The organism is Pseudomonas sp. RA_5y_Pfl1_P24 (assembly GCF_963970945.1).
Lineage (GTDB): Bacteria > Pseudomonadota > Gammaproteobacteria > Pseudomonadales > Pseudomonadaceae > Aquipseudomonas > Aquipseudomonas tritici.
The window spans coordinates 337,401-361,366 of the sequence record NZ_CAXAOJ010000003.1; the positions used below are offsets into that span (position 1 = coordinate 337,401).

Genomic DNA, 23,966 nt, shown 5'->3' on the forward strand with positions numbered 1-23,966 from the left:
CAGATAGGTGGAACTAAATTCATGGATACAGGGTTCGTATGTTTTCCTCAGAGCGCTTGAAAGGGATTGATGTGTTCGTCTGCGTCTCGGAGACCGGCAGCTTCAAGGCAGCTGCCGAGAGAATGAATTTGACAGGCTCCGCGATCAGTAAAAGTGTCGCCCGGCTGGAGAGCCGATTGGGCACCCGGCTTTTTCAACGCACGACCCGACGCCTTGCGCTGACCGATGCAGGGATCGCGTTCTATCGCACCTGCACCGGTGTGCTCGCCGACCTTGAAGAGGCAGAGTTGTCACTGCAAATCGACAATATCGAGCCGCGTGGACGGATTCGAATCGACCTTCCAGGCGCGTTCGGCCGCGCACAAGTGCTCCCTACGCTCCTGCAGTTCATGCAGGATCACCCACTGGTGATACCGCACATCACGTTCTCCGACGGGCTGATCGACCCGTTCCAGGAGGGCGTGGATGTGATGGTGCGCATTGGCGGGGCTGATGTCTGGCCCGAACGAGTGGCGCATCGTTACCTGGCCAGTGAGTGGCATACCTTCTGCGCATCGCCGAGCTATTTGGCCAGGCACGGCACGCCGCTCACAGAGCAGGATCTGGAGCATCACCAGTGCATCGCCTATGGCTGGGTGGATGGCAATATCACCCCGTGGAGTTTCGCAGGTGATCATCCGGGCAGGATAAAACGCCAGCCGGTGGCTGCGGGGTTGGTGATCGGCAATGGCGAAGGCTTGTTGATGGCGGTATTGGCTGGCTGTGGTATCGCGCAATTGCCATCGTGGCTGATTAATCAGCAGCTGGAAGAGGGCACCTTGGTGGAAGTGTTGCCCCACCTGGCAACCGAGGGCATTCCGATCAATCTTGCCTGGATCAAAAGCCGTCAGGCACTGCCGAAGGTCAGTGCCTTGTTGGATGCATTGACGGCCAGCCTGACGCCAGTGGGCGGCATATTAAGGGGGCTTAGACGAACGTGACCCCCTTGAGGCTCCAGGCGACCCCGAGGCCGCCTTTCCATGCCGATGCTCAGCCGCGAACACCCCCGCGCTGCCACGACACCTTGCCCCTAGTGCCGGCGCTGGCCATCAGGTCGGCGCGACCACCAGTTCTACAGCCTCCGGACGCTTGATCAGCGCGTACACCAACCCCGTCAACAGGCTACCGGCAACGATTGCCAGCAGATACAACAGCGCATGGTTCATCGCATTCGGGATGATCAGCACAAACAACCCACCATGGGGCGCCGCCAGTTTGCAGCCGAAGTACATCGACAGCGCACCGGTCAAGGCGCCGCCGGCGATGCTGGCCGGGATAACGCGCAGCGGGTCCTTGGCGGCAAACGGGATCGCGCCTTCAGAGATAAAGCACATGCCGAGGATCATCGCCGCCTTGCCGGCTTCGCGTTCGGCCTGGGCGAACTTGCGTCGCGCCAGGAACGTAGCAATGCCCATGCCGATGGGCGGCACCATGCCGGCGGCCATGGTCGCGGCCATCGGTGCACCGCTGGACGCCGCCAGCAAGCCGACCGAGAACGCATACGCCGCCTTGTTGATCGGCCCGCCGAGGTCGACGCACATCATGCCGCCCAGCAGGATGCCCAGCAGCACCGCATTGGTGGTGCCCATGGTGCTGAGGAAGTCAGTAAGGCCCGTGAGCAGACGCGCCACCGGCGGGCCCACCAGGTAGATCATCGCCAGGCCGGTGAACAGGCTTGCCAGCAACGGGATGATCAGGATCGGCTTGAGCGCTTCCAGACTCTGCGGCAATTGCACCGCACGCGAGATGAACTTGACGCAGTAGCCTGCCAGGAAACCGGCGAGGATGCCGCCGATAAAACCCGCGCCCAAGGTGCCCGCCAACAGGCCGCCGATCATCCCCGGCGCAATGCCAGGACGGTCGGCAATCGAGTAGGCGATGTAGCCCGCCAGCAGCGGCACCATCAGCATGAAAGCGCGATCGCCGACGGTTTTCAGCGCAGCGGCGAGCGTGCCCTCTTGTTCAAACGCGTGAATACCGAAGACGAACGACAACGCAATCAACAACCCGCCCGCCACCACCATCGGCAACATGAACGACACGCCGGTCAGCAGGTGTTTGTACACACCGGTTTTTTCTTTCTTGGCCACCGCGCCGCTGGCGGCGCTTTCCACGGCACCTTCGGCGAGGGCCTTGTTGAGGGTGGCTTCGGACTGCTTGAGGGCAATACCGGTGCCGCAGCGGTAGATTTTCTTGCCGGCGAAGCGCTCGGTGGCCACTTCAATATCGGCCGCCAGCAGCACCACGTCGGCATTCGCAATCGCTTGCGGACTCAATGGCGTGCGTGCGCCGACCGAACCCTGGGTTTCGACCTGCAAGTCATAGCCCAAACGCTTGGCCGTCTGCTGCAAGGCTTCGGCGGCCATGAAGGTGTGGGCGACGCCCGTTGGGCAGGCCGTAATCGCGACGATGCGCGGTGTATCTTTGGCTACAGCTGCAGCCGCGACGTAGACCCGCGCCTCTTCGGCGCCGCGACGCAACACGGCGTCGACATCCGCCAGCGCCTGGGCCGGGGTGCTCTGGAACACGCGCTTGCCGACAAACCGTTGCATGTCGACAGGGGTGCTGCTGACCAGCAACACCCACTCAGCGTCATCAATCGTGGCCTGGGACAACTGGCGTTCCGGGCGCTGTACGTCCACCACCTCAACGCTGGTGCTCCAGCCCTGGCGCTGCGCGGCAGCGTCCAACAAGCGAGCGCACAGCACACTGGTGACCATGCCGTTCGGGCAGGCAGTAACAATGGCTAATTTCATCACAAACCCTCTTATTGTTCTGTCAGCGGGCGTACGTGTACGCCGCTTTCGAGACGCGCCAACTGCGCGTCATCGCTGATGCCAAAACCAATCTGCGTGACGGCCATGGCGGCAATCGCCGTGGCCCGGCGCAGGGTGTGCTCCGGCGCATCGCCACTGAGCACACCGTGCAGCATCCCGGCCAGCAGCGAGTCGCCGGCGCCGACGGTACTGGCGACCGTCACCTGTGGCGGCGTGGCATGCAGTGCCCCGGCCGGGCTGTACCAGCTCACGCCGGCGGCACCGTCGGAAACCACCACATGCTCCACGCCCTGCTGATGCAACTGACTGATCGCGTCCGTGGCATTTCCCAAGGCTTCGGCCAGCTCTTCGGTGTTGGGTTTGACCATCCACGGGCCAGCCTTCAAGCCGGCGCGCAGCGCTTCGCCACTGGTGTCCAGGGCGACTTTCAAACCGAGCGCCTTGAGTTCCTCGAGCAAGCCCTGAAACCACTGCGGGCTGACGCCGCGCGGTAAGCTGCCGGCCACCACCACCGCATCGAATTCAGGGCCGATCATCGCAACCCTCTTGAGCAATTCTCGTTGCGCCTGCTCACTGACCACAGGCCCCGGCGCATTGATGTCGGTAACCCGGCCGTCTTGTTCGGCAATCTTGATGTTGCTCCGGGTTTCGCCCGGCACGCGAATGAACGCGTCGCCAAATCCACGACTGGCAATCAGTGCATCAAACGCCTCGGGGTTTGCCGCACCGAGAAAACCACCCACGCTCACGTGATGGCCCAAATCCGCCAGCACCTGCGCCACATTCACGCCCTTGCCGGCGGCATGGGTGAGCACGGCTTCGCTGCGGTTCACTTCACCCGGTTCCAGGCGCGCCAGGCGCACCGTGAGGTCCAACGCCGGGTTCAGCGTCAGGGTCAGAATCCTTGCCATCTACACGGCCTCCACTAGGGCACGCACTTCGGCGGGCGAGCCCACCGCGAGTGCTTTTTGCGCCAGGCCCTGGGCCTCGCTCAGACTGAATTCGCGCACCCGCGCCTTCACTTCAGGAATGCTGCGGGCCGACACACTCAACTCATCCACCCCCAGGCCGATCAGCACCGGCACTGCCAGCGGGTCCGCCGCCAATTCGCCGCACACCCCTACCCATTTGCCATGGGCATGGGCGGCGCGCACGGTGATGTCGATCAGTTGCAACACCGCCGGGTGCAGGCCATCAGCCTGGGCCGACAAGGTCGGGTGGCCGCGGTCGATGGCCAGGGTGTACTGGGTCAGGTCGTTGGTGCCGACGCTGAAGAAGTCGACTTCCTTGGCCAATACCGGCGCAAGCAAAGCGGCCGATGGCACTTCGATCATGATGCCCAATTGCAGGTCGGCCACCGGGATTTCCAGGCGCAGGCGCTCGGTCATGTCGCGGGCCGCGCGCCATTCGTCGACGCTGCCGACCATGGGGAACATGATGCGCAATGGGCGGTTGTCCGCCGAGCGCAGCAGCGCGCGCAGTTGCGCCTCCATAATCTGCGGGCGTTGCAAGGTGAGACGAATCCCGCGCACGCCGAGGAAGGGGTTTTCTTCCTGGGCAATCGGCCAATACGGCAGCGGCTTGTCACCACCGACATCAAGGGTACGAACGACCAATGGGCGACCACCGAGGCCATCGAGTACGCGGCGGTACTCGGCTTCCTGGGTGGCTTCGTCCGGCGCTTGCGGGTGGGCCATGAAAATCAGTTCGGTACGCAGCAAACCGATGCCTTCGGCACCCTGCTCTACCGCGCTGGCGACACCGGCGCTTTCGCCGATGTTGGCAAACACTTCTACGGCGTGGCCGTCACGGGTCAATGCAGGTTCATGACGCTGCGCGGAAGCGGCTTGCAGGCGTTGTTCACGGGTGTCGCGCTCAACCGTGGCGCGCTGCAGGGTGGCAGCGTCAGCGTCGACATGCAGGCGACCGCGCTGGCCATCCAGCAGCAACGGCGTACCGGAGGCCAGCAGCAATACGGCGGGCCCTGCACCGACCAGCGCTGGAATACCGAGGGCACGGGCGACAATGGCGCTGTGGGCGGTCGCGCCACCACGGGCGGTGAGGATGCCGGCGACGCGCGAGGGATCAAGCCGTGCAACGTCGGACGGGCCGACTTCGTCCATGACCAGAATGTAAGGTTCGCTTGGCGCCTGAACCGTTTCAACCCCGCACAGTTGAGCCAGCACGCGTCGGCCGACATCACGAAGGTCAGCCGCACGCTCTGCGAGCAAAGCGTCCTGCAAAGACTCCTGCTGCTTGGCGGCGGCTTCGATCACGCTCATCCACGCCGCTTCGGCGCTCTCGCCTTGCTTGAGGCGGGTGTCGACTTCGTCGGTCAGTTCCGGGTCGTCGAGCATTTCCTGGTGAGTGATGAAAATCTCGCGGATAGCCTTGGATTGGCTGCGTTCGATCAGGCCGTTGATATCACCGCGCACCTCGGCCAGTGCGCTTTGCAGGCGCTGGCGCTCAATGGCCGAGGATTCGCCGCGCAGCGGGTAATCGAACGTCTGCTGAACCTGGATATGCGCAGGGCCGATGGCAATGCCTGGCGCGGCGGCGATGGCCTGGATCTGGCTGCCGGCCAGCGGCGCGCTGAGCACCGGCTCGATGTCGAGGATTTCGGGCTGGGCACTCAGGGTCGGCAGCGGCTCGACGTCTTCGCCGAGGCCTTCTTGCACCGCCGCCAACAGCGCGGGCAGTGCATCACCGGCAATCGTCGGCTCGGCGACAAACTCCAGCACCTGACCGCGACGCGCGCCGAGGCTGAGCAGCTTGCTCAGGCTTTTCACCGACACGGCGCCCACCGGGCCATCGACGATGCGCACGCGAATGTCGCCTTCAAAACTTTTCGCCAACTGCGCGAGGATCTTTGCCGGGCGCGCATGCAGGCCGTGGGCATTGGCCAGGGTGATGCGCGCGCTGGGCCAGTCTGGCGGCAGTTCGCCGCCGAGCACTTCAAGCACCGCGCGGCTGCTGGTGGCGCGGCCAAGTTCCTGGCCGCGACCTTCAATCAGCAAGGCACATAAGCGTTCAAGCAGCGTTTGGTGGGCCTCACCCAGGCTCGCCAGGCAGAACAGGCCATTGAGCGGCTGGCCGAGGTAACGCATGGGTTTATCCGGAGTGACAAACGCCAGGCCCGGGCGCTTGACCGTTTGCTCGCTGTGCAACCACCACAGGCCATCGCCCAGGGGCAGTGCGTCGACCTGCTGCAGGACGGCGGCGAAACCGTTGCTGACACAATCGGCCTGGCGCAACAGGCGTGCGCCGCGCCACACCAACTCTTCGAAATCATCGGCGGACACGCCGAGGCCGATCATCTGCGCATCCAGTGCCAACTCCTGCGGCGCACCTTGCAGCAGCTTCAGCAACGCTTCGGCAGTGCCGGCACGGCGCAGCGCCTGGCCCAGGTCGGTTTCGCCGAGGGCCCGGGTGAGCAGTTGCAACAGGCGCAGGTGTTCGTCGGATTTAGCGGCAATGCCGATCGCCAAGTACACGATCTGGCCGTCACCCCAGTCCACCCCTTCGGGGAACTGGAGCAGGCGCACACCGGTAGAAAATACGTGGTCACGGGTTTCAGGGGTGCCATGGGGGATGGCAATACCTTGGCCGAGGAAGGTCGAGCCCTGGGCTTCACGGGCTTGCAAACCGCTGAGGTAACCCTCGGCGACCAGGCCGTCGGCCACCAGTTTCTCAGCGAGCAGGTGCAAGGCAGCAGATTTATCCACAGCCACCTGGCCCATGGAAATCTGCTCTACAGTGAGCTCAAGCATGCCGTTCTCCTAGTTAGTGCGGTGGCGCACTAGGTATTGTTTTAAACAAACAGTGTAAGGGTTGTTTATGAACACTGACCGAGCAGTCAATTGGCAGTAGCTACTCAGACGCGATCTTCGTAAAAATACGCTGGCTGAAACGTTTAATCTAGACTTTATGGAAGACTACGCGTTAATTACTCATCCTTGAAGAACCGCTCGGCGCTTGAGCCAGGACATTGGTCGTGTACAGGAATCGGTTACGATTGGACAAAATGTCGGGGCAAGCTCCAAAAAACAAGGAAATCCCGGTTTGAAACTCAGTGATATCGCACGTCTCGCCGGTGTGTCCGTGACCACCGCCAGCTACGTCATCAATGGCAAGGCCGAACAGCAACGCATCAGCAACGCCACCGTCGAACGGGTGCGCGCTGTCGTCGAAGCCCATGGCTTTACCCCCAACCCCCAGGCCGCCGGGCTGCGCAGTCGGCACACGCGCACCTTGGGTTTTATCCTGCCCGACCTGGAAAACCCAAGTTACGCACGCATCGCCAAGCTCCTGGAGCAAGGCGCACGGGCGCGTGGCTATCAGTTGCTGATCGCCAGCTCCGACGATGACGCCGACAGCGAGCGCCAATTACTGCAACTGTTCCGCGCCCGCCGTTGTGATGCGTTGTTTGTGGCCAGTTGCCTGCCGGCCAGCGATGACAGTTATCACGCGCTGCAAGCCAAGGGTTTGCCGGTGATTGCCATCGACCGGGTAATGGGCGCGGATCAATTCTGCTCAGTGGTCAGCGACGACCGCCAGGCGTGCCAGCAATTAACCAGCAGCCTGCTGCAACCACTGCCCAAGCAGATCGTGCTGATCGGCGCACGGCCCGAGCTGAGCATCAGCCAGGAACGTGCCGCTGGTTTCCGTGAAGCGCTCGAAGGCTTTACCGGCGAGGTGATCGTCGAACACGGCGATGCGTTCAGCCGCGACTGCGGCCGGCAGTTGATGGAGCAACTTCTGGGTCAACTGGGGCATTTGCCTGACGCGCTGGTGACCACGTCCTACGTGCTGCTGCAAGGCGTGTTCGATGCGTTGCATGACTTTCCGCTCAAATCACGCCCGCTGCGCCTGGGCACGTTTGGTGACACCCAGTTGCTGGACTTCCTGCCGCTGCCGGTCAACGCCATGGCCCAACAACATCAGCAGATCGCCGAAACCGCCCTGCGCCTGGCCCTGGCCGCTATTGAAGAAGAGCAGTACCAACCTGGTGTGCACGCCATTGGCCGGACGTTCAAGCAGCGTATTCACGAGGCCTGAACGTGGAGTTGATCGACACCCACACCCACCTGGACTTTGCGGATTTCGACAGCGATCGCCGGGACGTCCTCAGTCATAGCAGGGCGTTGGGTGTGCGACGCATGGTGCTGCTGGGGGTGTATCAGCAAAATTGGCAGCGCGTGTGGGATCTGGTGCAAGCGGACGAAGGTTTGTTCGCCGCCTTTGGCCTGCACCCGGTGTACCTTGATGAGCATCGTCCCGCCGACCTGTCGGAATTGGGCGATTGGCTGACTCGCCTGCACGGCCATCGGCAACTGTGTGCGGTCGGTGAGATCGGCCTGGATTACTTTCTCGAGCAACTGGACCGCGAACGCCAGCAGAGCCTGTTTGAAGCTCAACTGAAGCTGGCGGTGGACTTCCAATTGCCAGCGTTACTGCATGTACGTCGCAGCCACGCCGCTGTGATCGCCACCCTCAAGCGCATCCGCCTACCCCGTGGCGGCATCATCCATGCGTTTGCCGGTAGCCAAGAAGAAGCCCGCGAGTACATTAAGCTCGGCTTCAAGCTGGGCTTGGGCGGCGCCCCTACCTGGCCCCAGGCACTGCGTATGCACAAGGTATTGGCGCAACTGCCGCTCGACGCGGTGGTGCTGGAAACCGACTCGCCCGATATGGCACCGGCCATGTTCCCCGGCCAACGCAACAGCCCCGAGCACCTGCCAGCTATCTGCACCGCCCTGGCCGAGCGCATGGGTATCAGCCCGCTATTGCTGGCTGAGGCGAGCACACGCAATGCCTGCGAGCTGTTCAATTGGTAGGTTCGGCGTGACCCCTTGCAGGTCCAGCGTTAGCTGTTGGCGGTAACGGGCATAACGCAACGCCAGGAAATGTACCAGCAGCACCACCAGCGAGACGTTGAACTGGCCGATCACACTGATCAGCCCCAGCCACTCCGCGACCAGCACCACAATCAGCACAATACAGGTCAAGACCACCATGCTCGGGCGCACCAAGGCCCAATGGTCCAGGGACTTGAACTGACGCAGTTGCCGGGGGCAGTTCAATCGCAATACCCACTGGCAGTAAGGGCAATCGAATGGCTCTTCGATAGCAATGGCATTCAATTGCCAAGGCTTGAGCTCAAAGGTGATGTCGCAATGGGCGCAGTGCCCTTTGATGCCGATTGCAGCGATCATCGCTGTGCCTCCCCTGAACTTGAAATCGAGTGAAACAATTTTCACCCATTCAGGGGAACAGAAAAGGGACGCCGGAAAATCAGGACAAGCACCACGCCATCCGACGACAAATCCTACGCCCAGGTCTTACACGCGAAACGCACCGATCAATTGCTTCAACTCGATCACCTGCATCGATAACTGTCGGCTCGCCGCTTCGGTCTGATGCGCGCCCTCGGCGGCATGTTCGCCGGCCCGATTGATTGCGACGATGTTCTGGTCGATATCGTGGGCGACGGCCGTCTGTTGCTCCACGGCCGCAGCGATCTGCTGGTTTTGATCGACGATCATGCCCACGGCACCGAGGATATTTTCCAAGGCCTGCTGGACCCTTTCCGACTGCTCAACGGTGCCATTGGCCATTTCATGGCTGCTGCCCATGGCCGTCACGGCGGCCGACACACCGCTGTGCAAGCGGCTGATCATCTGTTCGATTTCTTCTGTGGAGTGCTGCGTACGCCGGGCCAGGGTGCGCACCTCGTCGGCCACCACCGCAAAACCACGCCCCTGCTCACCGGCCCGCGCGGCCTCAATGGCGGCGTTGAGTGCCAGCAGGTTGGTTTGCTCGGCAATGCTCTTGATCACTTCCAACACGCTGCTGATGGACTGGCTGTCGGTGGCCAATTGGTTAATCACCCGCACCGACTGATCGATCTCCGAGGCCAGCCGCGCGATGCTGCCCTGCTGGGATTGCACCAGGCTACGGCCACTGACAGTTTCATCGTTGACGCTGTGGGCACTGCTGACCGCCGCCGCCGCACTGCGTGCGACTTCCTGGGCAGTGGACGACATCTGGTTCATGGCCGTCGCGACTTGCTCAATCTGCGTGCGCTGCCCGGACACCGCCTGATTGCTCTGGGCTGAGACCGTTTCCACCTGGCCGGCTTGGATTTCGACCTGGCTGACGGTGTGTCCGACACGTTCGATCAAGTCATGGATCTTCGCGACGGTGCCATTGAACACCTGGCCCAGGTCGCCCAACTCATCGCGGCTATCCGCGACAAAGGCGACCGTCATGTCGCCGGCCGCCACCTTGTCCATCATCGCCCCCAGGCGCCGCAGGGTTGTGCGCGTGGAGGCGTAAAACCCTGCGTACAAATAGAAGATCAGCAGGAACACCACCGTCAGGGCCAGGACCAGCACCACCATGTGCGTGCGGTTCTGCGCCAGGCGTTGCTCCAACTGCTGTCCGAGAAATGCCAGCGTGGCGTCGTCCAACTGGTAGGTCTGGGCCATCAGCTGGCTGACACCGTCATAGAAACCCTGCCAGGGCGCGTCAAGGGTTTGCGCCATCACCACCTGCTCTTCAAACAACTCGCTGCCTTGCTTCAAGCTGGCGTTGCTGGCCTTGGCCAGGCCATCGAGTGCGGCGTGCGCAGCCTTGCTGGCGCCCAAGGCATCCTGCAACTTCAAGCCATATTCGGCCTGGAGTTTTTCCAATTGCTGCAACAGTTCGTCAAAGCGCGTACTGGACGATGAATTAAGAAAGCCTTGGCCCAGGGAATACGCGCCGATTGCCCGACCTTCACCCAGGGTCTGCGTGACTTGCGGGGTCACGCTGGTGATCAATTCGCTGAGCTGGCGCAGATCGCTCTGGGGGTCGCGGCTCAAACCGGATTGGCTGGCGATGATCTGGCTGAGCATCTGTGCCTTGTTGAGCAACTTACCGATCAGTGCACTTTTGCTCAGCAGCGACGTTTCCTGCTGCTGGGCCTTGAAGGCCGCGATCAACTCGTCGCGCTTGCCGTCAAAAGCGGCGACTTGCTCGGGGTCGGTCGCCATGGCGCTGAGGCTTTGCAGGCGGCTCAGGACACTGTCTTCCAATGCGCTGATCTTGCCCTCAAGGTCGCCGGCCTTGCCGGACTGGCCGAGGGTGGCGTTGATTTGGACTTGGTTGTTGAGGGTTTCCAGGTCGCGGCGCAAGGCCAGGCTGCTGCCGAGCAAGTCGAGGCTTTGCAATTCCACGCGTGTGCCCTGGAATTCACGCCACGAATCGCGCACCAGGTAATAGTTGGTCGCCAGCATGGGCAGCAGGAACAGCACGCTGATCAAGCTGAACTTCATGCCGAAGCTCAGGCGGTTCATCAGCGCGACGGCGGGATAGAGCAAGCTCTTCACAGGTGAACTCCCTTTCTTTTTTTTATTGAGGCGCAGGGCGGCAGTTAGCCAGCATCTGTATAGCTCAATTTGAAAGGGAGTTTTGTAACTTAAGGTTAACGGCAGCGGGGCTGCCGAAAAATAATGTGCCCGCATTCACTCGACTAGGGCAACACTGCCCAGATGGCAAACCCGGCGTACCACAGCACAGCGGCGCGCAGCAGCAGTTCCCATATGCGATCCAGGCTGATGATGCCATCGGCGCCCACCGCCGGCGGCGGGATTTCGGCGGCGACCAGGCCGACTTTTTCCACCAATTGGGCAGCGCTGATGTCCCAGCTCAGCAGTTCGTGCAGCATCACGCGGCCAACCGCGACGAAATTGCCCACCAAGGCAAAGCTGGCCGCCAACAGGCGCACCGGCAGCCAGTCAAACGCGTGGCGCAGTTGCCCGGCGCGCTCAGCGACCAGCGGGTTCTTGCTGTGCTCACCGGCCAGGGCAAGCAGGCGATAGGCCAAGGCAGCCACCGGGCCCAGCAGGAAGTACCAGAAAATCACCGCAAAAAAGCTCTGGTACGCCTGCCACAACAGATGGCCCTGAACGCATTCGAGCAGTTGTTCGCCACTGTCGGCGCTGAGGTTCAGGTCACGTTCGGCCACGTGCTCGGCAGCTTGCAGGTCGCCACGGCGCCAGGCATCGCGAAACGGACCGAGCCCAGCGAGCAGATCACCACGGCCCAGGCTGTAGATCAGCACTACCAGGTGCACCGGCAGCGCCAACAGGCCGTAGGCCACCGGCTCCAGCACCAGCAGCAACAACGCCAGCAATGCCACCGGCAACAACACCAGCACTACCAGAATCAGCCAGGGACGCTTGCCCATGCTCGGGCTCGATTCCAGCTTGGCCAGTTCGCGCAGCCAACCACCATCGCGCTGCAACCGCTGGCGCAGGGCCGAGAACTTCTCGATCCATACGGCCAGTACCAACACCAGAAAACTCATCGTGCGTGTCCTCCATCCTGCAGGGCGCTGCGAAAGCGCGTCCAATCAAAAGCGGGGCCGGGATCGGTCTTGCGTCCCGGCGCGATATCGCTGTGACCACAAATGCGCTGGGGGGTGATGCCTGGGTAGGCCGCCAGCAATTGGCGGGTCAGGTCGATCAGCGACCCATATTGTGCTTCGGTGAAGGGCTGATTATCCGTGCCTTCCAGCTCTACCCCCAGGGAAAAGTCATTACAGGTTTCCCGGCCCTCGAAATACGAAACCCCGGCATGCCAGGCGCGGTCGAGGCAGGAGACAAACTGCGTCACCGTGCCATCGCGCTCAATCAGAAAATGCGCAGACACCCGTAGGTCGGCAATCCCTTCAAAGTAGGGATGTTCCGTGACATCCAGGCGGTTCTGGAAAAACTCCTGCACTTTACCGGTGGCGAACTGCGCCGGTGGCAAGCTGATGTTATGCACCACCAACAGTGAGATTTCGCCTGCGGGGCGCTCGTTGAAGTTGGGCGAAGGGCAATGACGAATGCCCTGGCACCAACCGCTGGTGGGGTCCAACTGCATACAGGTTCCTTGAACGAGACAACGTATGACCAGTATGCCGCGTTCGACCCTCTGGTTGCGATCACTTGCCGCGATTGAGTTGACGCAGTTTATTCAACACCGCGGCCAGCGCGCGCTCGAACAGGGGGCCGTCGTCCAAGGAATGCAGCGTGCCGCGCTTGAACGCCAGCGCCAACTGGCCGGTACTCTTCTCCAGCACCTTGAGCCCCGTGCGGCTGGTGAAGATATACGTGTTGGCCGGTGCCATGATCGCCGTCAGCTTGCACCGCAGTGGGCTGGTCGCGTCCGTCTGGAACACCACCCAGCTACCCACCTTTAGTTCTTGAGCCCTGAGCAAGTCCGGGTCGTTGCCCGGCAGGTCGATGACCGGGGCGAGCGACGTCGCGCTGAGGACAAACGGCTCGCGCACTTCGATCAGATCTTCCATGCATTCGGGCGCCTGGACGTGCAAGGCCTGCAAGCGCAGAAAGAATTCACGGGTGCTGAACGGGTCGAACGCGGCACTGGTCAACCCATCGCGCAAGGCCTTGAGCAAGCCAGGCAGTTGCTCCAGCAAATGGCGCCCGGCTTCGGTGTCTTGCTGCAGGCTGACGCTCCAGATCAGCTCATCCATGGTGCTCAACGCCGCTTGCCATTGCACCGACTGCTCACCATGCTTGAGACTGGCCAGCAACAACACCTGGCTCCATGCCTGCTGCAGGAACTGCACCACCGGACGCGGCAGGACCTTGCCCAACAACCGTCGATTAAGCACATCGGCCACGCGCTGGCGTACGGCTTCGGTGCGCACGTGTCCAGCCTCGGCATCGCGGGTGTGCTGTTCAAGCAGGTCGCTGCGTCGCCGTTCATCGGCGGTAAACGCGCTGAACTCTGCGAGCAATTGGGGGAAAATCGCCGGGTCTTCGACGAACTCATTGAGCAAACGCTGCACGACCTGCTCGATACGCAGATAAAGGTGGTCGCGCTGGTAGTCTTCACACGGACTGCTGCCCATGACGGCGGCCGCGATTTCATTGAGCAAGCGTCGTGCCGGGTGACCGGCGCGGCTGAAAAAGCTCTTGTCGAGCAACGCGACTTTCAGCATCGGGATCTGCAGGCGACCGATCACAGCCTTGAAGGCACCGGGCACGGTGAGGTCGTTGAGGATAAATTCGAATAACAGCGCGACCAGGTTGATTACGTCTTCGTCCGCATCCTCTACGACCCGCGACTTACCACTCTTGACGCTGACACGGGTGAGCAACTGTTCAAGCTGGTTACACAGGTCGAAATCGTCTTCGGCCTCAGGCTCCGGCACGTACTGCTGCAAGTGGGACAGCAGGCGTAACAGGTCACGGGTGGAAATAGGCAGCGGTTCGGCACTGGCCTCAAGCGTTGGCGCCACGCTGCCGCGTACCGCTGTGAGTAATTTCTGGAGCGCGGCGAAAGCTTCCTGGCCATTTTCGTCGACGGGCTGATCGGCGGCCGGCGAAGCCTCTTCGCGCGCGTGTTCGCGGGCCGCACGCGCCTCAAGCCGAGGGGACGGTACGGCCTTGAGTTCCGGCAATACGCCGGTCGCGACCAGCAATTGATTGGCTTCGCCATACAACTGGCCGGCGTCACTGAGCACGTATTTTTCAAAGAGCTTGAGCATGATCAGTTTGACGCGAATCTCCACACCGAGGCTGCGTCCCGCCTGCAGGAAAAACTCACACAGCAGCGCGGGCCCCAGCGGGTTCTCACGCTCATCCAGGCGATTGCCCAGTAATGCGCTCAATCGCGCCGTGAGTTGGCTAAGGGCCAGGCCGTCACGCTGTCGCACCCGGCCGAGCATGGCTTCAAGCGCCACGATTTTTTCCAGGGCATCCTTGGATGAACCAGGCGGCGCGTCATAGGAAACCACCGGCACCCGTTGCAGCTCTCCCTGCCCCGCCTGGCCCAGGCTGGCGAAGGCTTCAAACAGCTGCTCCAGGAACACGCGCTCAAAATTCTTGCGCTTAAGGCGCAGGTCGCGCATGGCTTCAAAGAAAATATGGTGGTCAAGCATGTTGCGCGACCTGTCGGCCATTTCGAACAACGTGTCATCGGCGTTATCGAACAGTTCCTGCAGCCCTTGCTGCAACTGTTGCACCGCCTTGTCGCGGACCTGCAGCAACACCACCGGAAGTCGGGCGAGCGGCGATGGCGTGGCGTGTGCCTTTTTGATTGGCACCACCTTTCCGTCATTGTGCATCCTGGCCTCCTGAAACGGCGGTATTTGTCTAAACGTCAAAGCTATGACGCCAATTGAAAGGCGCAAGATTATCTTGCAAATGAGGTGGGTTGCGCCAGCAAACTCTGCCATCGCACGGTAAATGAGGGGTGAGCCTGGGTTCAAACGCGCACTGCCCCTATAATCGGGGCACTTTGTTTGTGGAGCCTGTTATGCCGAATCTCCGTCTTGCCGACCTCACCGCCGAAATCGAAGCCAACGTGCGCCGCGCACTGCTGGAAGACATCGGCAGCGGCGACATCACTGCGCAGTTGATCCCGGCCGAACGACTGGCCACCGCCACCATCATCACGCGCGACGCCGCTGTTATCGCGGGTACGGCTTGGGTCGACTCGGTATTCCGTCAGTTGGACCCGCGGGTCGCCGTGCACTGGCAGGTCGCCGACGGTGAACGCGTCAGCCCCAACCAAGCGCTGTTCCACCTGGAAGGTCCGGCACGCTCGCTGCTCAGCGGCGAACGTAGCGCGTTGAATTTTCTGCAGTTGCTGTCCGGGGTCGCGACCCGCGCCCAATTCCTGGCAGATTTTGTCGCCAGTACCCAGGTCAAGCTGCTCGATACCCGCAAAACTCTGCCGGGCCTGCGCCTGGCGCAGAAGTACGCGGTAACCTGCGGCGGCTGCCACAACCACCGTATCGGTTTATATGACGCGTTCCTGATCAAGGAAAATCATATCGCCGCCTGCGGGGGCATTGCCCAAGCGATCACGGCCGCCCACAAGATCGCACCCGGCAAGCCGGTGGAAGTCGAAGTGGAAAGCCTGCATGAACTGCGCGAAGCCCTGGCAGCGGGCGCGGATATCATCATGCTCGATGAGTTGAGCCTGGACGATATGCGTGAAGCCGTGCGCCTGAACGGCGCAAAGGCGAAGCTGGAGGCCAGTGGCGGGATCAACGAAAGCACCCTGCTGCCTATCGCAGAGACCGGGGTGGACTACATCTCAATCGGCGCCATGACCAAGGATGTGAAGGCGGTGGATTTGTCGATGCGGCTGAGTATCTAAAACACTCAGAAATGCTTGTGTAGTGAGCGGGCAAGCCCGCTCACTACACGCTCAGACCACTAAGTTATTCATCTCGCAGTACTCTTCCCAATCGACACCCAGCACCTCGGCCGCCTCTTTGTGCAAGACCAGCCGTGCCGCTTCGAATGCTTCCGGTGTCGAGGTGTACTTGAGGGTCAGCTCCCAAGGCTGAAGGCCCTGGCTCTCGGCCTCGTCCTCGAATGCCCACTGAATCTGATCGCGCTGATCATCGGCGCTCAGGTCCTTGATTTCTTCTTTAAGCTGCGGCGTGTCCTCAAGGTATTTCTTGAGTGCTTCTTCGTGCCGAGCTTCCTGGGTCATTTCAGTCGTGGTCATGTGTGTTCTCTTAGATCGAGGAATGGGGATGCATCTGGGTCATCAAGGTTTGCGCAGATACAAATGAGCGGGCGCGAATGCCGGCTCGTCTGGCCTTCAGAACCATTCTGGGATCAACTGAAAACGTGCTGCCTTTGTTGCCTTTTTGCCCGAGACAGGAGTCGAACCTGCGACCTTCGCGTTACGAGTGCGCTGCTCTACCGGCTGAGCTACACGGGCGGTGGGCTAAAGCTAGCACTGCATCGGAAGTCCGGCAACTTGCCGGCGTCAACGGGCAATCACACCTTGGGCCCAGAAGCGCGGTTGCAGGAAGGTGTCATGGCCGTCCAGGTACTGCTGCTGCGCTTGCTTGATGTGAGGTACATCGCGCGCGACAATAAAAATCAACAGACCAACGGCCAGCACACTGAGCGTTTTCCAAGCACTCCGGGCCAATGGCAGCTCAGCGGTCGGCGGCGTTCGCCACACATGCAGCGCCATCAACCAGCCCACCACCAGCGCCAGCCAAACCTGGGAGTTGGGCATCACAATCACGCCATCGACCATGGACTGCACCAACGCGCCAACCACCGATGCAAACAGGCATAGCCGCAGCAGGTCCGCACGCTCGGCGCTCAGCGCGCGCTCACGCAATATACCGAATGTGGCCCAGCCGCCTCGCCACGCCAACACCGCGACGCACAGAGCCGATGGCACACCCCATTCACTGGCCCATTGCAGGATGGCCTGGTGGGGGTGAGCGGCAATCCTGTTGGTGATATCGGCAAAATGCATAGGCCCGAAACCCAGCCCTGGCCGCTCGGTGAGCATATGCCATCCCTGCCACCAGATCGGCCCGCGTCCCGACAACGAGAGGGTGAGGCGATCGCTGGCGCTACTGGCGAGTTCGATCCCCAGGTAATCCGCTAACACCGTAAACACCAGCCAGTACAACAACAGCCCGCCAAGCACTGCGGCCAGCTGCCACCCCAGCCAGCGCCGACCCCATGGCCCCAACACCGCCAACACCACACCCGCCGCGCCCATGCCAAGCCAGGTGCCGCGTGTGCCGCCACCAATTGCGATCAGCCACCACACGCACAGCAACGCAAACACCGCAACTTTGAGCGAGCGCGAGAGAGTCGGGATCAACAAGGGAAGCGCCAGCAATGGCAGGGTGAACGTCTGGAACTGGCCGTAGAATCGCTTGTTGGAAAAGCCAGAGAGCAGCAAGTCAGGGTCCAGCGTCCGCTCGGCGCTGGCGAACGCGAGTGCGCCCGCATACACGTATTGAATCGACTTGATCAGGCACAGCAGCAGCACCACCAGGATCAAGGCGCGATCCAAAGGCTCACCGCCCTGGCGACGCAGCAAGGCAAATGCCACGGCAATCGCACCGCAGCTGACAAATAAAGCCACTTCGGCCAGTGCCCAGAGCGTCTGGTGGGCCAGCGTCGATGACACCAGGCCCAGCCCAATAATCAGCGCCAGGCCCAGGGCGGTAGGCCGGTCTACCAACCGTTCAACGGGGGCGACCAACAGCCCATACAGCACCGCACAAGCCCCGATGGCAATCTGCATCGCCCGCTGTAAATCATGCCCACTGAACGGTGCACAAATTCCGACAACCAGCAGACACACCACTGCTACCAGAAAAATACTGCCACGCTGCTGTACGGATAAATACATCGGCCACCTCAACTTCCCTGTGGAGGGTTTAGCAGTTATGCACCGTCGGCGCCGCAGCCCTTGGCGATATATTTCGCGTCAGCGGTGGTGGTGCATTTCCAACCAGTGGTGGCGTTGCGCGTCAGGCTGATGGTCTTGCCCAGTACTGGCGCGGGAGCGTCGAGTATTTCGCAACTGATGGAACCCGCGCCCGTCGCCACATCCCCTGCCACATCGATCTTGCAATTGGCGGTTGGGCTGACGCCACCGATCAACGCCAGCGTGGGTACGGTGCCTTGGTTGAGGGTGTCTTCATACCCAGGCTTCAACGCGGTGATTTCAGCCAACCCGGCGGTGAACTTGGCCTTGGCCTGGTGGGTGGTGTACATGGGCAGGCCGATGGTGGCCAAGATGCCGATGATTGCCACGACGATCAACAACTCGATCAAAGTAAAACCTTTCTGACGCATCACTTTCATTCTCCAGAATAGAACTCATGACAAGGCGCTTCCTGCGCCCCGTGTTGTGCAGCGGCGCCAGTGTACTCATCCGCAAGCGCTCAATCGCGCACTGGACGCACATTCTGACATTTTATCCTGCGCTGCCAGCCTGCCCGAATCCGTCACCTGACTAAGCTATAAATCTTCGACGACCTCTCTGCGGAACCCTGTCATGGATAACGCTTCAACCCTGTACGCCTGGGAAGGCATCAACCGTAAAGGACGTAAGGTGTCCGGGCAAACCGCAGGGCACAACCCCGCCTTGGTCAAGGCTCAGTTGCGCCGGCAAGGCATCAGCCCAGGCCTGGTGCGCAAGCAATCTGCCGTGTTGCCAAGCTTGGCACCGTCGATCAAATCGACAGACATCACCCTACTCACTCGCCAGCTGGCCACACTGCTGAAGGCCGGCATTCCTCTTCTGCAAGCCTTCGACATCATCGGCGAAGGCTTCGACAACCGAGCTGTGCGTGAGCAGGTGCAAGGGTTGAAACAGGCGATCGCCGCCGGCTCCAGCCTGGCCGAAGCGTTGCGCAAACAACCGCGCTATTTCGATGAGCTGTATTGCAACCTGGTGGCGGCCGGTGAACAGGCCGGGGCACTGGAAACACTGCTGGAGCGCGTGGCAATACATCGGGAAAAGAACGAGCAATTAAAGGCCAGGATCAAAAAGGCCATGACCTACCCGATCGCCGTGCTGGTGGTGGCCAGCGTTGTCACCGGCGTTCTATTGATCCACGTCGTACCGCAGTTCCAGAACCTGTTTGCCGGGGTCGACGGCAAGCTGCCCGGTTTTACCTTGCAGGTTATCGCTCTGTCCGAGTTCATCCAGAAAGCCTGGTGGATCATGGCGCTGGGCGCTCTTGCGGGAGCTCTGGGATTGCGCCACGCCTATCGTGCCTTGCCTGCTTTTCGTCTATGGCTGGACACCGGTTTGTTGAAAATGCCTCTGGCAGGCAAACTGCTGAGCAAATCAGCCGTGGCTCGCTATGCCCGCACGCTTTCCACCACCTTTGCCGCCGGCGTTCCGTTGGTGCAGGCACTGGAATCTGTGGCTGGTGCTGCCGGTTCAGGACCGTTCAAACAGGCAATCGAACATATGCGACACGATGTATCCACTGGCATGCAACTGAATCAATCCATGGTCGCCAGCGGACTGTTTCCCGCAATGGCGATCCAGATGACGGCCATCGGCGAAGAGTCGGGCACACTGGACTGCATGCTGGAAAAGGTCGCCAGCCATTACGAGGCCGATGTGGACAACTTGGTCGACAACCTCACCAGCCTGATGGAACCGCTGATCATGGTGGTATTGGGGGGTATCGTTGGCGCGCTGGTGATCGCCATGTACCTGCCAGTCTTCCAGTTGGGGAGTGCCTTTTGAACCTGCTGCTGGGTGAACACCCATTGGCTTTTGTCATGATGGCATTGGTATTGGGGCTGGTGATTGGCAGTTTTCTCAATGTGGTGGTGTGGCGCTTGCCGAAAATGCTCGAGCGTGAATGGCGCGCCCAGGCCCATGAAGTGCTCGGTTTGCCCGCTGAGCCTGCCGGGCCGACTTACAATTTGATGCATCCCAACTCCTGCTGTCCGCACTGCAATCATCCGATACGTCCCTGGGAAAACATCCCGCTACTCAGTTATCTGCTTCTCAGAGGGCGTTGCGCCCATTGCCAGAGCGCGATCAGCGCCCGCTATCCACTTACAGAACTGGCGTGCGGGCTGATCTCGGCCTGGGTGGCCTGGCATTTCGGCTTTGGCTGGCAGGCGGGAGCGGTGATGGTGCTGAGTTGGGGATTGTTGGCGATGAGCCTGATCGATGCAGACCATCAACTGTTGCCCGATGCGTTGGTGATGCCGTTGTTATGGCTGGGTCTGATCATCAACGGGTTGGGCCTGTTGACGACATTGCCGGACGCCCTGTTGGGCGCGGTGATCGGGTATATGAGCCTATGGAGCGTGTTCTGGCTGTTCAAGTTGGTCACTGGCAAGGACGGCATGGGCCACGGCGACTTCAAGTTACTGGCGCTGCTCGGCGCCTGGGGTGGCTGGCAGATCCTGCCGATGACGCTGTTGATGTCGTCCCTGCTTGGGGTGTGCGCAGGCTTGATCCTGATGCGTCTGCGCAAGACCCAGGCATCGGCGCCCATGCCGTTTGGTCCGTATCTGGCAATTGCCGGCTGGATTGCATTGCTCTGGGGTGGTCAAATAACCGACTTCTATTTGCAGTCTGTCGGTTTCAGATGACCACTTCTGTTGCAGCACCCTGGATTCTCGGCCTCACCGGCGGCATCGGCAGCGGCAAAAGCGCGGCCGCCCAACACTTTATTGACCTGGGTATTGACCTGGTGGACGCCGACCACGCCGCCCGCTGGGTGGTCGAGCCTGGCCGGCCGGCACTGGCGCGCATCGCCGAGCACTTCGGTGCCAGCGTGCTGCAGCCTGACGGCCAGTTGGACCGCGCTGCATTGCGCAAGCTGATCTTTGAAGTACCCGAAGAGCGCCGCTGGCTTGAAGCCTTGCTACACCCGTTGATTGGCGAGGAGATTCGCAACCACCTGGCGCTCGCGCAGTCGCCTTACGCAATCCTGGTATCGCCGCTGCTGGTTGAGTCAGGCCAGAACAGCATGACCCAACGCATCCTGGTGATCGACGTGCCGCAATCGCTGCAGATTCAGCGTACCCTGCAGCGCGACGGCATCACCGAACAACAGGTACAGGCAATCCTCAAGGCGCAGTCAAGCCGTGAAGACCGCCTGAACCATGCCGATGACATACTGGTCAACGACAAGGACCTCGCCTGGCTGCACAGCGAGGTCGAGCGACTGCACCACTTTTACCTTACTTTGCGTGGAGGCCGAACATGAGCCAACCCTTGACCGTCGATTGCCCAACCTGCGGCGCACCCGTGGAATGGAAAGCGACCAACCTCAACCGGCCGTTCTGCTCGGACCGTTGCAAGCTCATCGACCTCGGCGCCTGGGCGGCCGAGGAACACAAAATCCCGGTGGCTCCGGATGCCGAAGACGAGCTGTTTTCCGAAGACCTGCCGCCGCGCCATTAAGGGCGCATAAAGGCGTATTCCTGCTGGTCGTCGAGGTTCTCTGCAAGGTATTGCAGCTCGTCGGCCAGGTCTTCAAAACTGCGCACACCCTTGCTCTGCTGCACCACCGCACTGAGCATGGCGCGCAGGGTCAAGCCTGGGTCAAAACCAATTTCCTGTGCCGCATCCTGGCTTCTGCGCAACTCCTGCCGTGCCCACTCGTACACACTCATGATCGTGCCCCCGCCTTGCCTAGGAAAACTTCGCAGAGCATGGGCCTGCTCGGCTATGCGGGATTTGATCTGGGTCAACGCTGTGAATCGTCGTCCTTCCAGGGCGCCGAGAGGTAGCGGGTACGGTTGAAGGTCTCCAGCCATTCCGGGCAAAACACCACCAAAGCGCTGATGACCATGCCGTTGATAAAGGCCTCTGGAAAGATGATCAACCACAGATAACCGACGAAATCCTCCAGCCATTCCGGCATGGCAAAAAGACCGTCGAACCACAACAGTCCAAGCCCGAACAACAGGCAGAGCAACGCCGACAGTGCGGCGGCAAAAAAGCCGGAGCAGAAGATATACACAAAGGGATTGCGCGGTTGCGCACGCTCGACCAGCAATGCGCAGCCCTCGGTAACCAACACTGGCAGCCCGATAAGCAGCAAGCCGTTGACACCAAGGGCGGCCAGGTCCTGGCGCCCCAACAACATCAGGCCCACCTGGGCAGCAAAGCCGCCGACGATCGCCAGAGGCCAATCCAGCAGCAGGGTGACGGCAGTCATGCCGATAAAGTGGTAGGACACACCGGTATCGAAATCCCGCCGTACCAGCCACAGCATGAACAACGCGAACACCGTGCCGAACAGCAAATGCTGACGCCGCCGGTCGGCAAACAACTCGACCCATGGCGAACGCAAGATTGCCCACAGCACCACCGGCGCGCACAACAGCCAGCCGATGCCAAGGGTTTGCGGCGCCAACACGGCCGCACTGATCACGGTTTCACCTGCTCCAGGGCTTGGCGCAGCTCAGCGCCAGAGCTGTATTCGCGTTGCGCGACCAGCTTACCGTTATCCAGTTGCAGCCACAGCACCTTATCCACAGGGCCCGGATAACGCGGCGCGATGCGCGCGTCACGGTCCAGCATGACCCGGTAGTTATAGGACTGCATGGCCGGCACTGCGAACAGTTTGGCGATCAGTCGGGGCATGCGCTGGATATCGGCGACAAACACCCCGCGCCTTGCCTCCAGATACCCCTTGGGCTGCCCTTGCAGTGCCGTATCCACCCATTTGGCGGCTTCCATGCTGCGCGCCACCAGCAAGATCTGCGCTTGGTCATTCAGGGTGTAGGGCTGGTCGAATTGATCCAGCAACGTCCAGGGCGCCAGGCGCTCACCCACTTCAACGGCCTGGGACCACACGGGAAAAAGGCTGAGCATCAGCAACACTAAAAACTTCACTACGCACTCCTAAAGTACGATTTGACGATCGAGTGACCAGTCTACACCGAGCTTTTACAGCGGGACTTCCTGCGGTCATGATTTGAGCGCTAAGCTGCTACCTATGGATGACTCAGATTACTTGCGTCTGCTCACCGTGGCGGCCGAACAAGCCAACGCTTTCCTGTCCAATGCCCGCAAGTGGGAGCGTGAGCGTTGGGTCTGCCAGCGCCTGCTACAAGGCTTGAACGTGCCCTACCGGACTGAAGAGTTTCACGCCGCGGGGCAAGAACCGCCGGACGTGCTGTTTCGCGACGCCAGTTTCGAAGTGTTTTTTGTACTGGATGAAGGCCGTCGCCTGAACGACGAATGGCGTGACGAGTTGCTGCGCCGCCGCAGCGCTTTCTCCCTGAGCCAACTGGTACGACGTGAAGCCAAGCCGCGACGCATTCCGGCCCATGAGTTTTTAATGCGCTTGGCGCCCACGCTGCGCAAAAAGGCCCACAACTATAAAGAGCGCGGCATGGACCTGGGGGAGCTGGATATCGTCGCTTTCTCCAGTCTAAAGCGCGAAGTACTCGACCTTAACAGCCACTTCCCGCCACCGACGGAATACCTGCGCCAGGGCTGGCGCTCGCTGTCACTGGTGGGGCCGACCTTTGCACGGGTGCTGTTCGCACACCCGGACGCGCCGGATTTCTTGCGCAACAACCTGGGCCGCAGCATAGTGTTCGACGTGGGCATCAGCCTCTGAGCCCCCGGACTGTAACGTGGCGCCCTTTTGCAACGTCTACCTGACGAGGCCTTTATGACCAGCCGCCTGAACCCCGATGACCAACAGCATGTCGAAGAGTATCTGCAACTCTCCCAACACCGAGTCGAGCGCAAGCCTTTCCGGCCATGGCTGCTCCTCTGTGTGGTGCTTGTAGTGGTGATCGGCATCGGCCTGTTGAGTCGCCTTTTGAGTTACCTGACGCTATGAGCTGCCTGGCGCTCGCGGGG

At 61.1% G+C, this 23,966-nt stretch carries 24 protein-coding genes, 1 tRNA gene and 1 pseudogene; 10 read left to right on the forward strand and 16 right to left on the reverse strand.

All coding sequences use genetic code 11. The features are described from left to right. Nucleotides 1-38 precede the first annotated feature (38 nt). Nucleotides 39-980: a LysR family transcriptional regulator gene (locus tag AACY30_RS06255; RefSeq protein WP_339540005.1), complete on the forward strand. Its 942-nt coding sequence runs from the start codon at nt 39-41 to the stop codon at nt 978-980. A gap of 108 nt (nt 981-1,088) precedes the next feature. Here AACY30_RS06255 and AACY30_RS06260 read toward each other — a convergent pair whose 3' ends face one another. From AACY30_RS06260 to ptsP, 3 genes are read right to left on the reverse strand one after another with little or no spacing between them, the layout of a single operon-like run. Next, complete coding sequence (locus AACY30_RS06260) at nt 1,089-2,795, reverse strand: PTS fructose-like transporter subunit IIB (protein WP_339540006.1); 1,707 nt, start codon at nt 2,793-2,795, stop codon at nt 1,089-1,091. An 11-nt stretch (nt 2,796-2,806) separates the two neighbouring features. Further along, nucleotides 2,807-3,727 (reverse strand): 1-phosphofructokinase, encoded by a 921-nt coding sequence (gene pfkB, locus AACY30_RS06265; RefSeq protein ID WP_339540007.1) that lies wholly within the window; start codon nt 3,725-3,727, stop codon nt 2,807-2,809. Beyond that, the gene (gene ptsP, locus AACY30_RS06270; protein WP_339437872.1) at nt 3,728-6,586 is read right to left on the reverse strand and encodes a phosphoenolpyruvate--protein phosphotransferase; all 2,859 of its coding nucleotides are present in this window, start codon (nt 6,584-6,586) and stop codon (nt 3,728-3,730) included. It lies immediately after the preceding gene. Nucleotides 6,587-6,878: 292 nt separating this feature from the next. Here ptsP and cra point away from each other — a divergent pair, with 292 nt between their 5' ends. Both cra and AACY30_RS06280 read left to right on the forward strand, forming a co-directional pair. Beyond that, nucleotides 6,879-7,874, forward strand: coding sequence for a catabolite repressor/activator (gene cra / locus AACY30_RS06275; RefSeq protein WP_339540008.1), 996 nt, complete (start codon nt 6,879-6,881; stop codon nt 7,872-7,874). Nucleotides 7,875-7,876: 2 nt separating this feature from the next. Then, nucleotides 7,877-8,653: a TatD family hydrolase gene (locus AACY30_RS06280; protein ID WP_339540009.1), complete on the forward strand. Its 777-nt coding sequence runs from the start codon at nt 7,877-7,879 to the stop codon at nt 8,651-8,653. Here the strand turns inward: AACY30_RS06280 and AACY30_RS06285 are convergent. The 6 genes and pseudogenes from AACY30_RS06285 to AACY30_RS06305 form a co-directional block, all read right to left on the reverse strand. Continuing rightward, nucleotides 8,600-9,031: a hypothetical protein gene (locus tag AACY30_RS06285; RefSeq protein WP_339468403.1), complete on the reverse strand. Its 432-nt coding sequence runs from the start codon at nt 9,029-9,031 to the stop codon at nt 8,600-8,602. The genes AACY30_RS06280 and AACY30_RS06285 overlap by 54 nt on opposite strands. Nucleotides 9,032-9,157: 126 nt before the next feature. Then, the gene (locus AACY30_RS27350) at nt 9,158-9,871 is read right to left on the reverse strand and encodes a methyl-accepting chemotaxis protein (protein WP_445261420.1); all 714 of its coding nucleotides are present in this window, start codon (nt 9,869-9,871) and stop codon (nt 9,158-9,160) included. Nucleotides 9,872-10,015: 144 nt separating this feature from the next. After that, nucleotides 10,016-11,323, reverse strand: a pseudogene (locus AACY30_RS27355) (HAMP domain-containing protein); the annotation flags it as partial. 8 nt (nt 11,324-11,331) lie between these two features. Then, nucleotides 11,332-12,168: a regulatory signaling modulator protein AmpE gene (gene ampE / locus AACY30_RS06295; protein ID WP_339468401.1), complete on the reverse strand. Its 837-nt coding sequence runs from the start codon at nt 12,166-12,168 to the stop codon at nt 11,332-11,334. After that, on the reverse strand, nt 12,165-12,728 hold the full coding sequence (gene ampD, locus AACY30_RS06300; RefSeq protein WP_339468399.1) for a 1,6-anhydro-N-acetylmuramyl-L-alanine amidase AmpD: 564 nt from the start codon (nt 12,726-12,728) through the stop codon (nt 12,165-12,167). Before ampD ends, ampE begins: the two co-directional genes overlap by 4 nt. 61 nt (nt 12,729-12,789) lie before the next feature. Beyond that, nucleotides 12,790-14,940, reverse strand: a complete 2,151-nt coding sequence (locus tag AACY30_RS06305) for a DUF1631 domain-containing protein (protein WP_339540011.1) — start codon at nt 14,938-14,940, stop codon at nt 12,790-12,792. Between the two features lie 191 nt (nt 14,941-15,131). On the opposite strand from AACY30_RS06305, the gene nadC reads away from it, so the two are divergent. Continuing rightward, nucleotides 15,132-15,980, forward strand: a complete 849-nt coding sequence (nadC, locus tag AACY30_RS06310) for a carboxylating nicotinate-nucleotide diphosphorylase (protein ID WP_339540012.1) — start codon at nt 15,132-15,134, stop codon at nt 15,978-15,980. A gap of 51 nt (nt 15,981-16,031) precedes the next feature. Here nadC and AACY30_RS06315 read toward each other — a convergent pair whose 3' ends face one another. From AACY30_RS06315 to AACY30_RS06330, 4 genes are all read right to left on the reverse strand, one after another. Continuing rightward, nucleotides 16,032-16,337, reverse strand: a complete 306-nt coding sequence (locus tag AACY30_RS06315; RefSeq protein WP_339468396.1) for a DUF6388 family protein — start codon at nt 16,335-16,337, stop codon at nt 16,032-16,034. A gap of 146 nt (nt 16,338-16,483) precedes the next feature. After that, nucleotides 16,484-16,556 (reverse strand) — tRNA-Thr (locus AACY30_RS06320). Nucleotides 16,557-16,604: 48 nt separating this feature from the next. Continuing rightward, nucleotides 16,605-18,005, reverse strand: coding sequence for an O-antigen ligase family protein (locus AACY30_RS06325; protein ID WP_339540013.1), 1,401 nt, complete (start codon nt 18,003-18,005; stop codon nt 16,605-16,607). Between the two features lie 35 nt (nt 18,006-18,040). After that, nucleotides 18,041-18,454, reverse strand: a complete 414-nt coding sequence (locus AACY30_RS06330) for a pilin (protein WP_339417595.1) — start codon at nt 18,452-18,454, stop codon at nt 18,041-18,043. A gap of 202 nt (nt 18,455-18,656) precedes the next feature. On the opposite strand from AACY30_RS06330, the gene AACY30_RS06335 reads away from it, so the two are divergent. The 4 genes from AACY30_RS06335 to yacG are packed head-to-tail and all read left to right on the forward strand — an operon-like array spanning nt 18,657 to nt 21,545. After that, nucleotides 18,657-19,865 carry a type II secretion system F family protein gene (locus tag AACY30_RS06335; protein ID WP_339468394.1) on the forward strand — a complete coding sequence of 403 codons (1,209 nt, stop codon included), beginning with the start codon at nt 18,657-18,659 and terminating at the stop codon, nt 19,863-19,865. Beyond that, nucleotides 19,862-20,728 (forward strand): prepilin peptidase, encoded by an 867-nt coding sequence (locus AACY30_RS06340; protein ID WP_339468392.1) that lies wholly within the window; start codon nt 19,862-19,864, stop codon nt 20,726-20,728. The genes AACY30_RS06335 and AACY30_RS06340 overlap by 4 nt, the downstream gene beginning before the upstream one ends. Then, nucleotides 20,725-21,348, forward strand: coding sequence for a dephospho-CoA kinase (gene coaE, locus AACY30_RS06345; RefSeq protein ID WP_339468390.1), 624 nt, complete (start codon nt 20,725-20,727; stop codon nt 21,346-21,348). Before AACY30_RS06340 ends, coaE begins: the two co-directional genes overlap by 4 nt. Further along, entirely contained in the window at nt 21,345-21,545 is a 201-nt protein-coding gene (yacG, locus tag AACY30_RS06350) for a DNA gyrase inhibitor YacG (protein ID WP_003188437.1), read from the forward strand. Before coaE ends, yacG begins: the two co-directional genes overlap by 4 nt. Here yacG and AACY30_RS06355 read toward each other — a convergent pair. The 3 genes from AACY30_RS06355 to AACY30_RS06365 form a co-directional block, all read right to left on the reverse strand. Next, nucleotides 21,542-21,757, reverse strand: a complete 216-nt coding sequence (locus AACY30_RS06355) for a hypothetical protein (RefSeq protein WP_003171680.1) — start codon at nt 21,755-21,757, stop codon at nt 21,542-21,544. The two genes, yacG and AACY30_RS06355, sit on opposite strands and share 4 nt — an antisense overlap. Nucleotides 21,758-21,831: 74 nt before the next feature. Further along, nucleotides 21,832-22,521 (reverse strand): energy-coupling factor ABC transporter permease, encoded by a 690-nt coding sequence (locus AACY30_RS06360; RefSeq protein WP_339540014.1) that lies wholly within the window; start codon nt 22,519-22,521, stop codon nt 21,832-21,834. Then, nucleotides 22,518-22,985: an FAD/FMN-containing dehydrogenase gene (locus AACY30_RS06365; protein ID WP_339468385.1), complete on the reverse strand. Its 468-nt coding sequence runs from the start codon at nt 22,983-22,985 to the stop codon at nt 22,518-22,520. Before AACY30_RS06365 ends, AACY30_RS06360 begins: the two co-directional genes overlap by 4 nt. 103 nt (nt 22,986-23,088) lie before the next feature. Between AACY30_RS06365 and AACY30_RS06370 the strand changes: the two genes are divergently transcribed. Together AACY30_RS06370 and AACY30_RS06375 are read left to right on the forward strand one after the other, a co-directional pair. Continuing rightward, nucleotides 23,089-23,718 (forward strand): DUF1780 domain-containing protein, encoded by a 630-nt coding sequence (locus AACY30_RS06370; RefSeq protein ID WP_339417397.1) that lies wholly within the window; start codon nt 23,089-23,091, stop codon nt 23,716-23,718. A gap of 54 nt (nt 23,719-23,772) precedes the next feature. Next, nucleotides 23,773-23,946, forward strand: a complete 174-nt coding sequence (locus tag AACY30_RS06375; RefSeq protein ID WP_339540015.1) for a DUF3094 family protein — start codon at nt 23,773-23,775, stop codon at nt 23,944-23,946. The last annotated feature ends 20 nt before the right edge of the window (nt 23,947-23,966 follow it).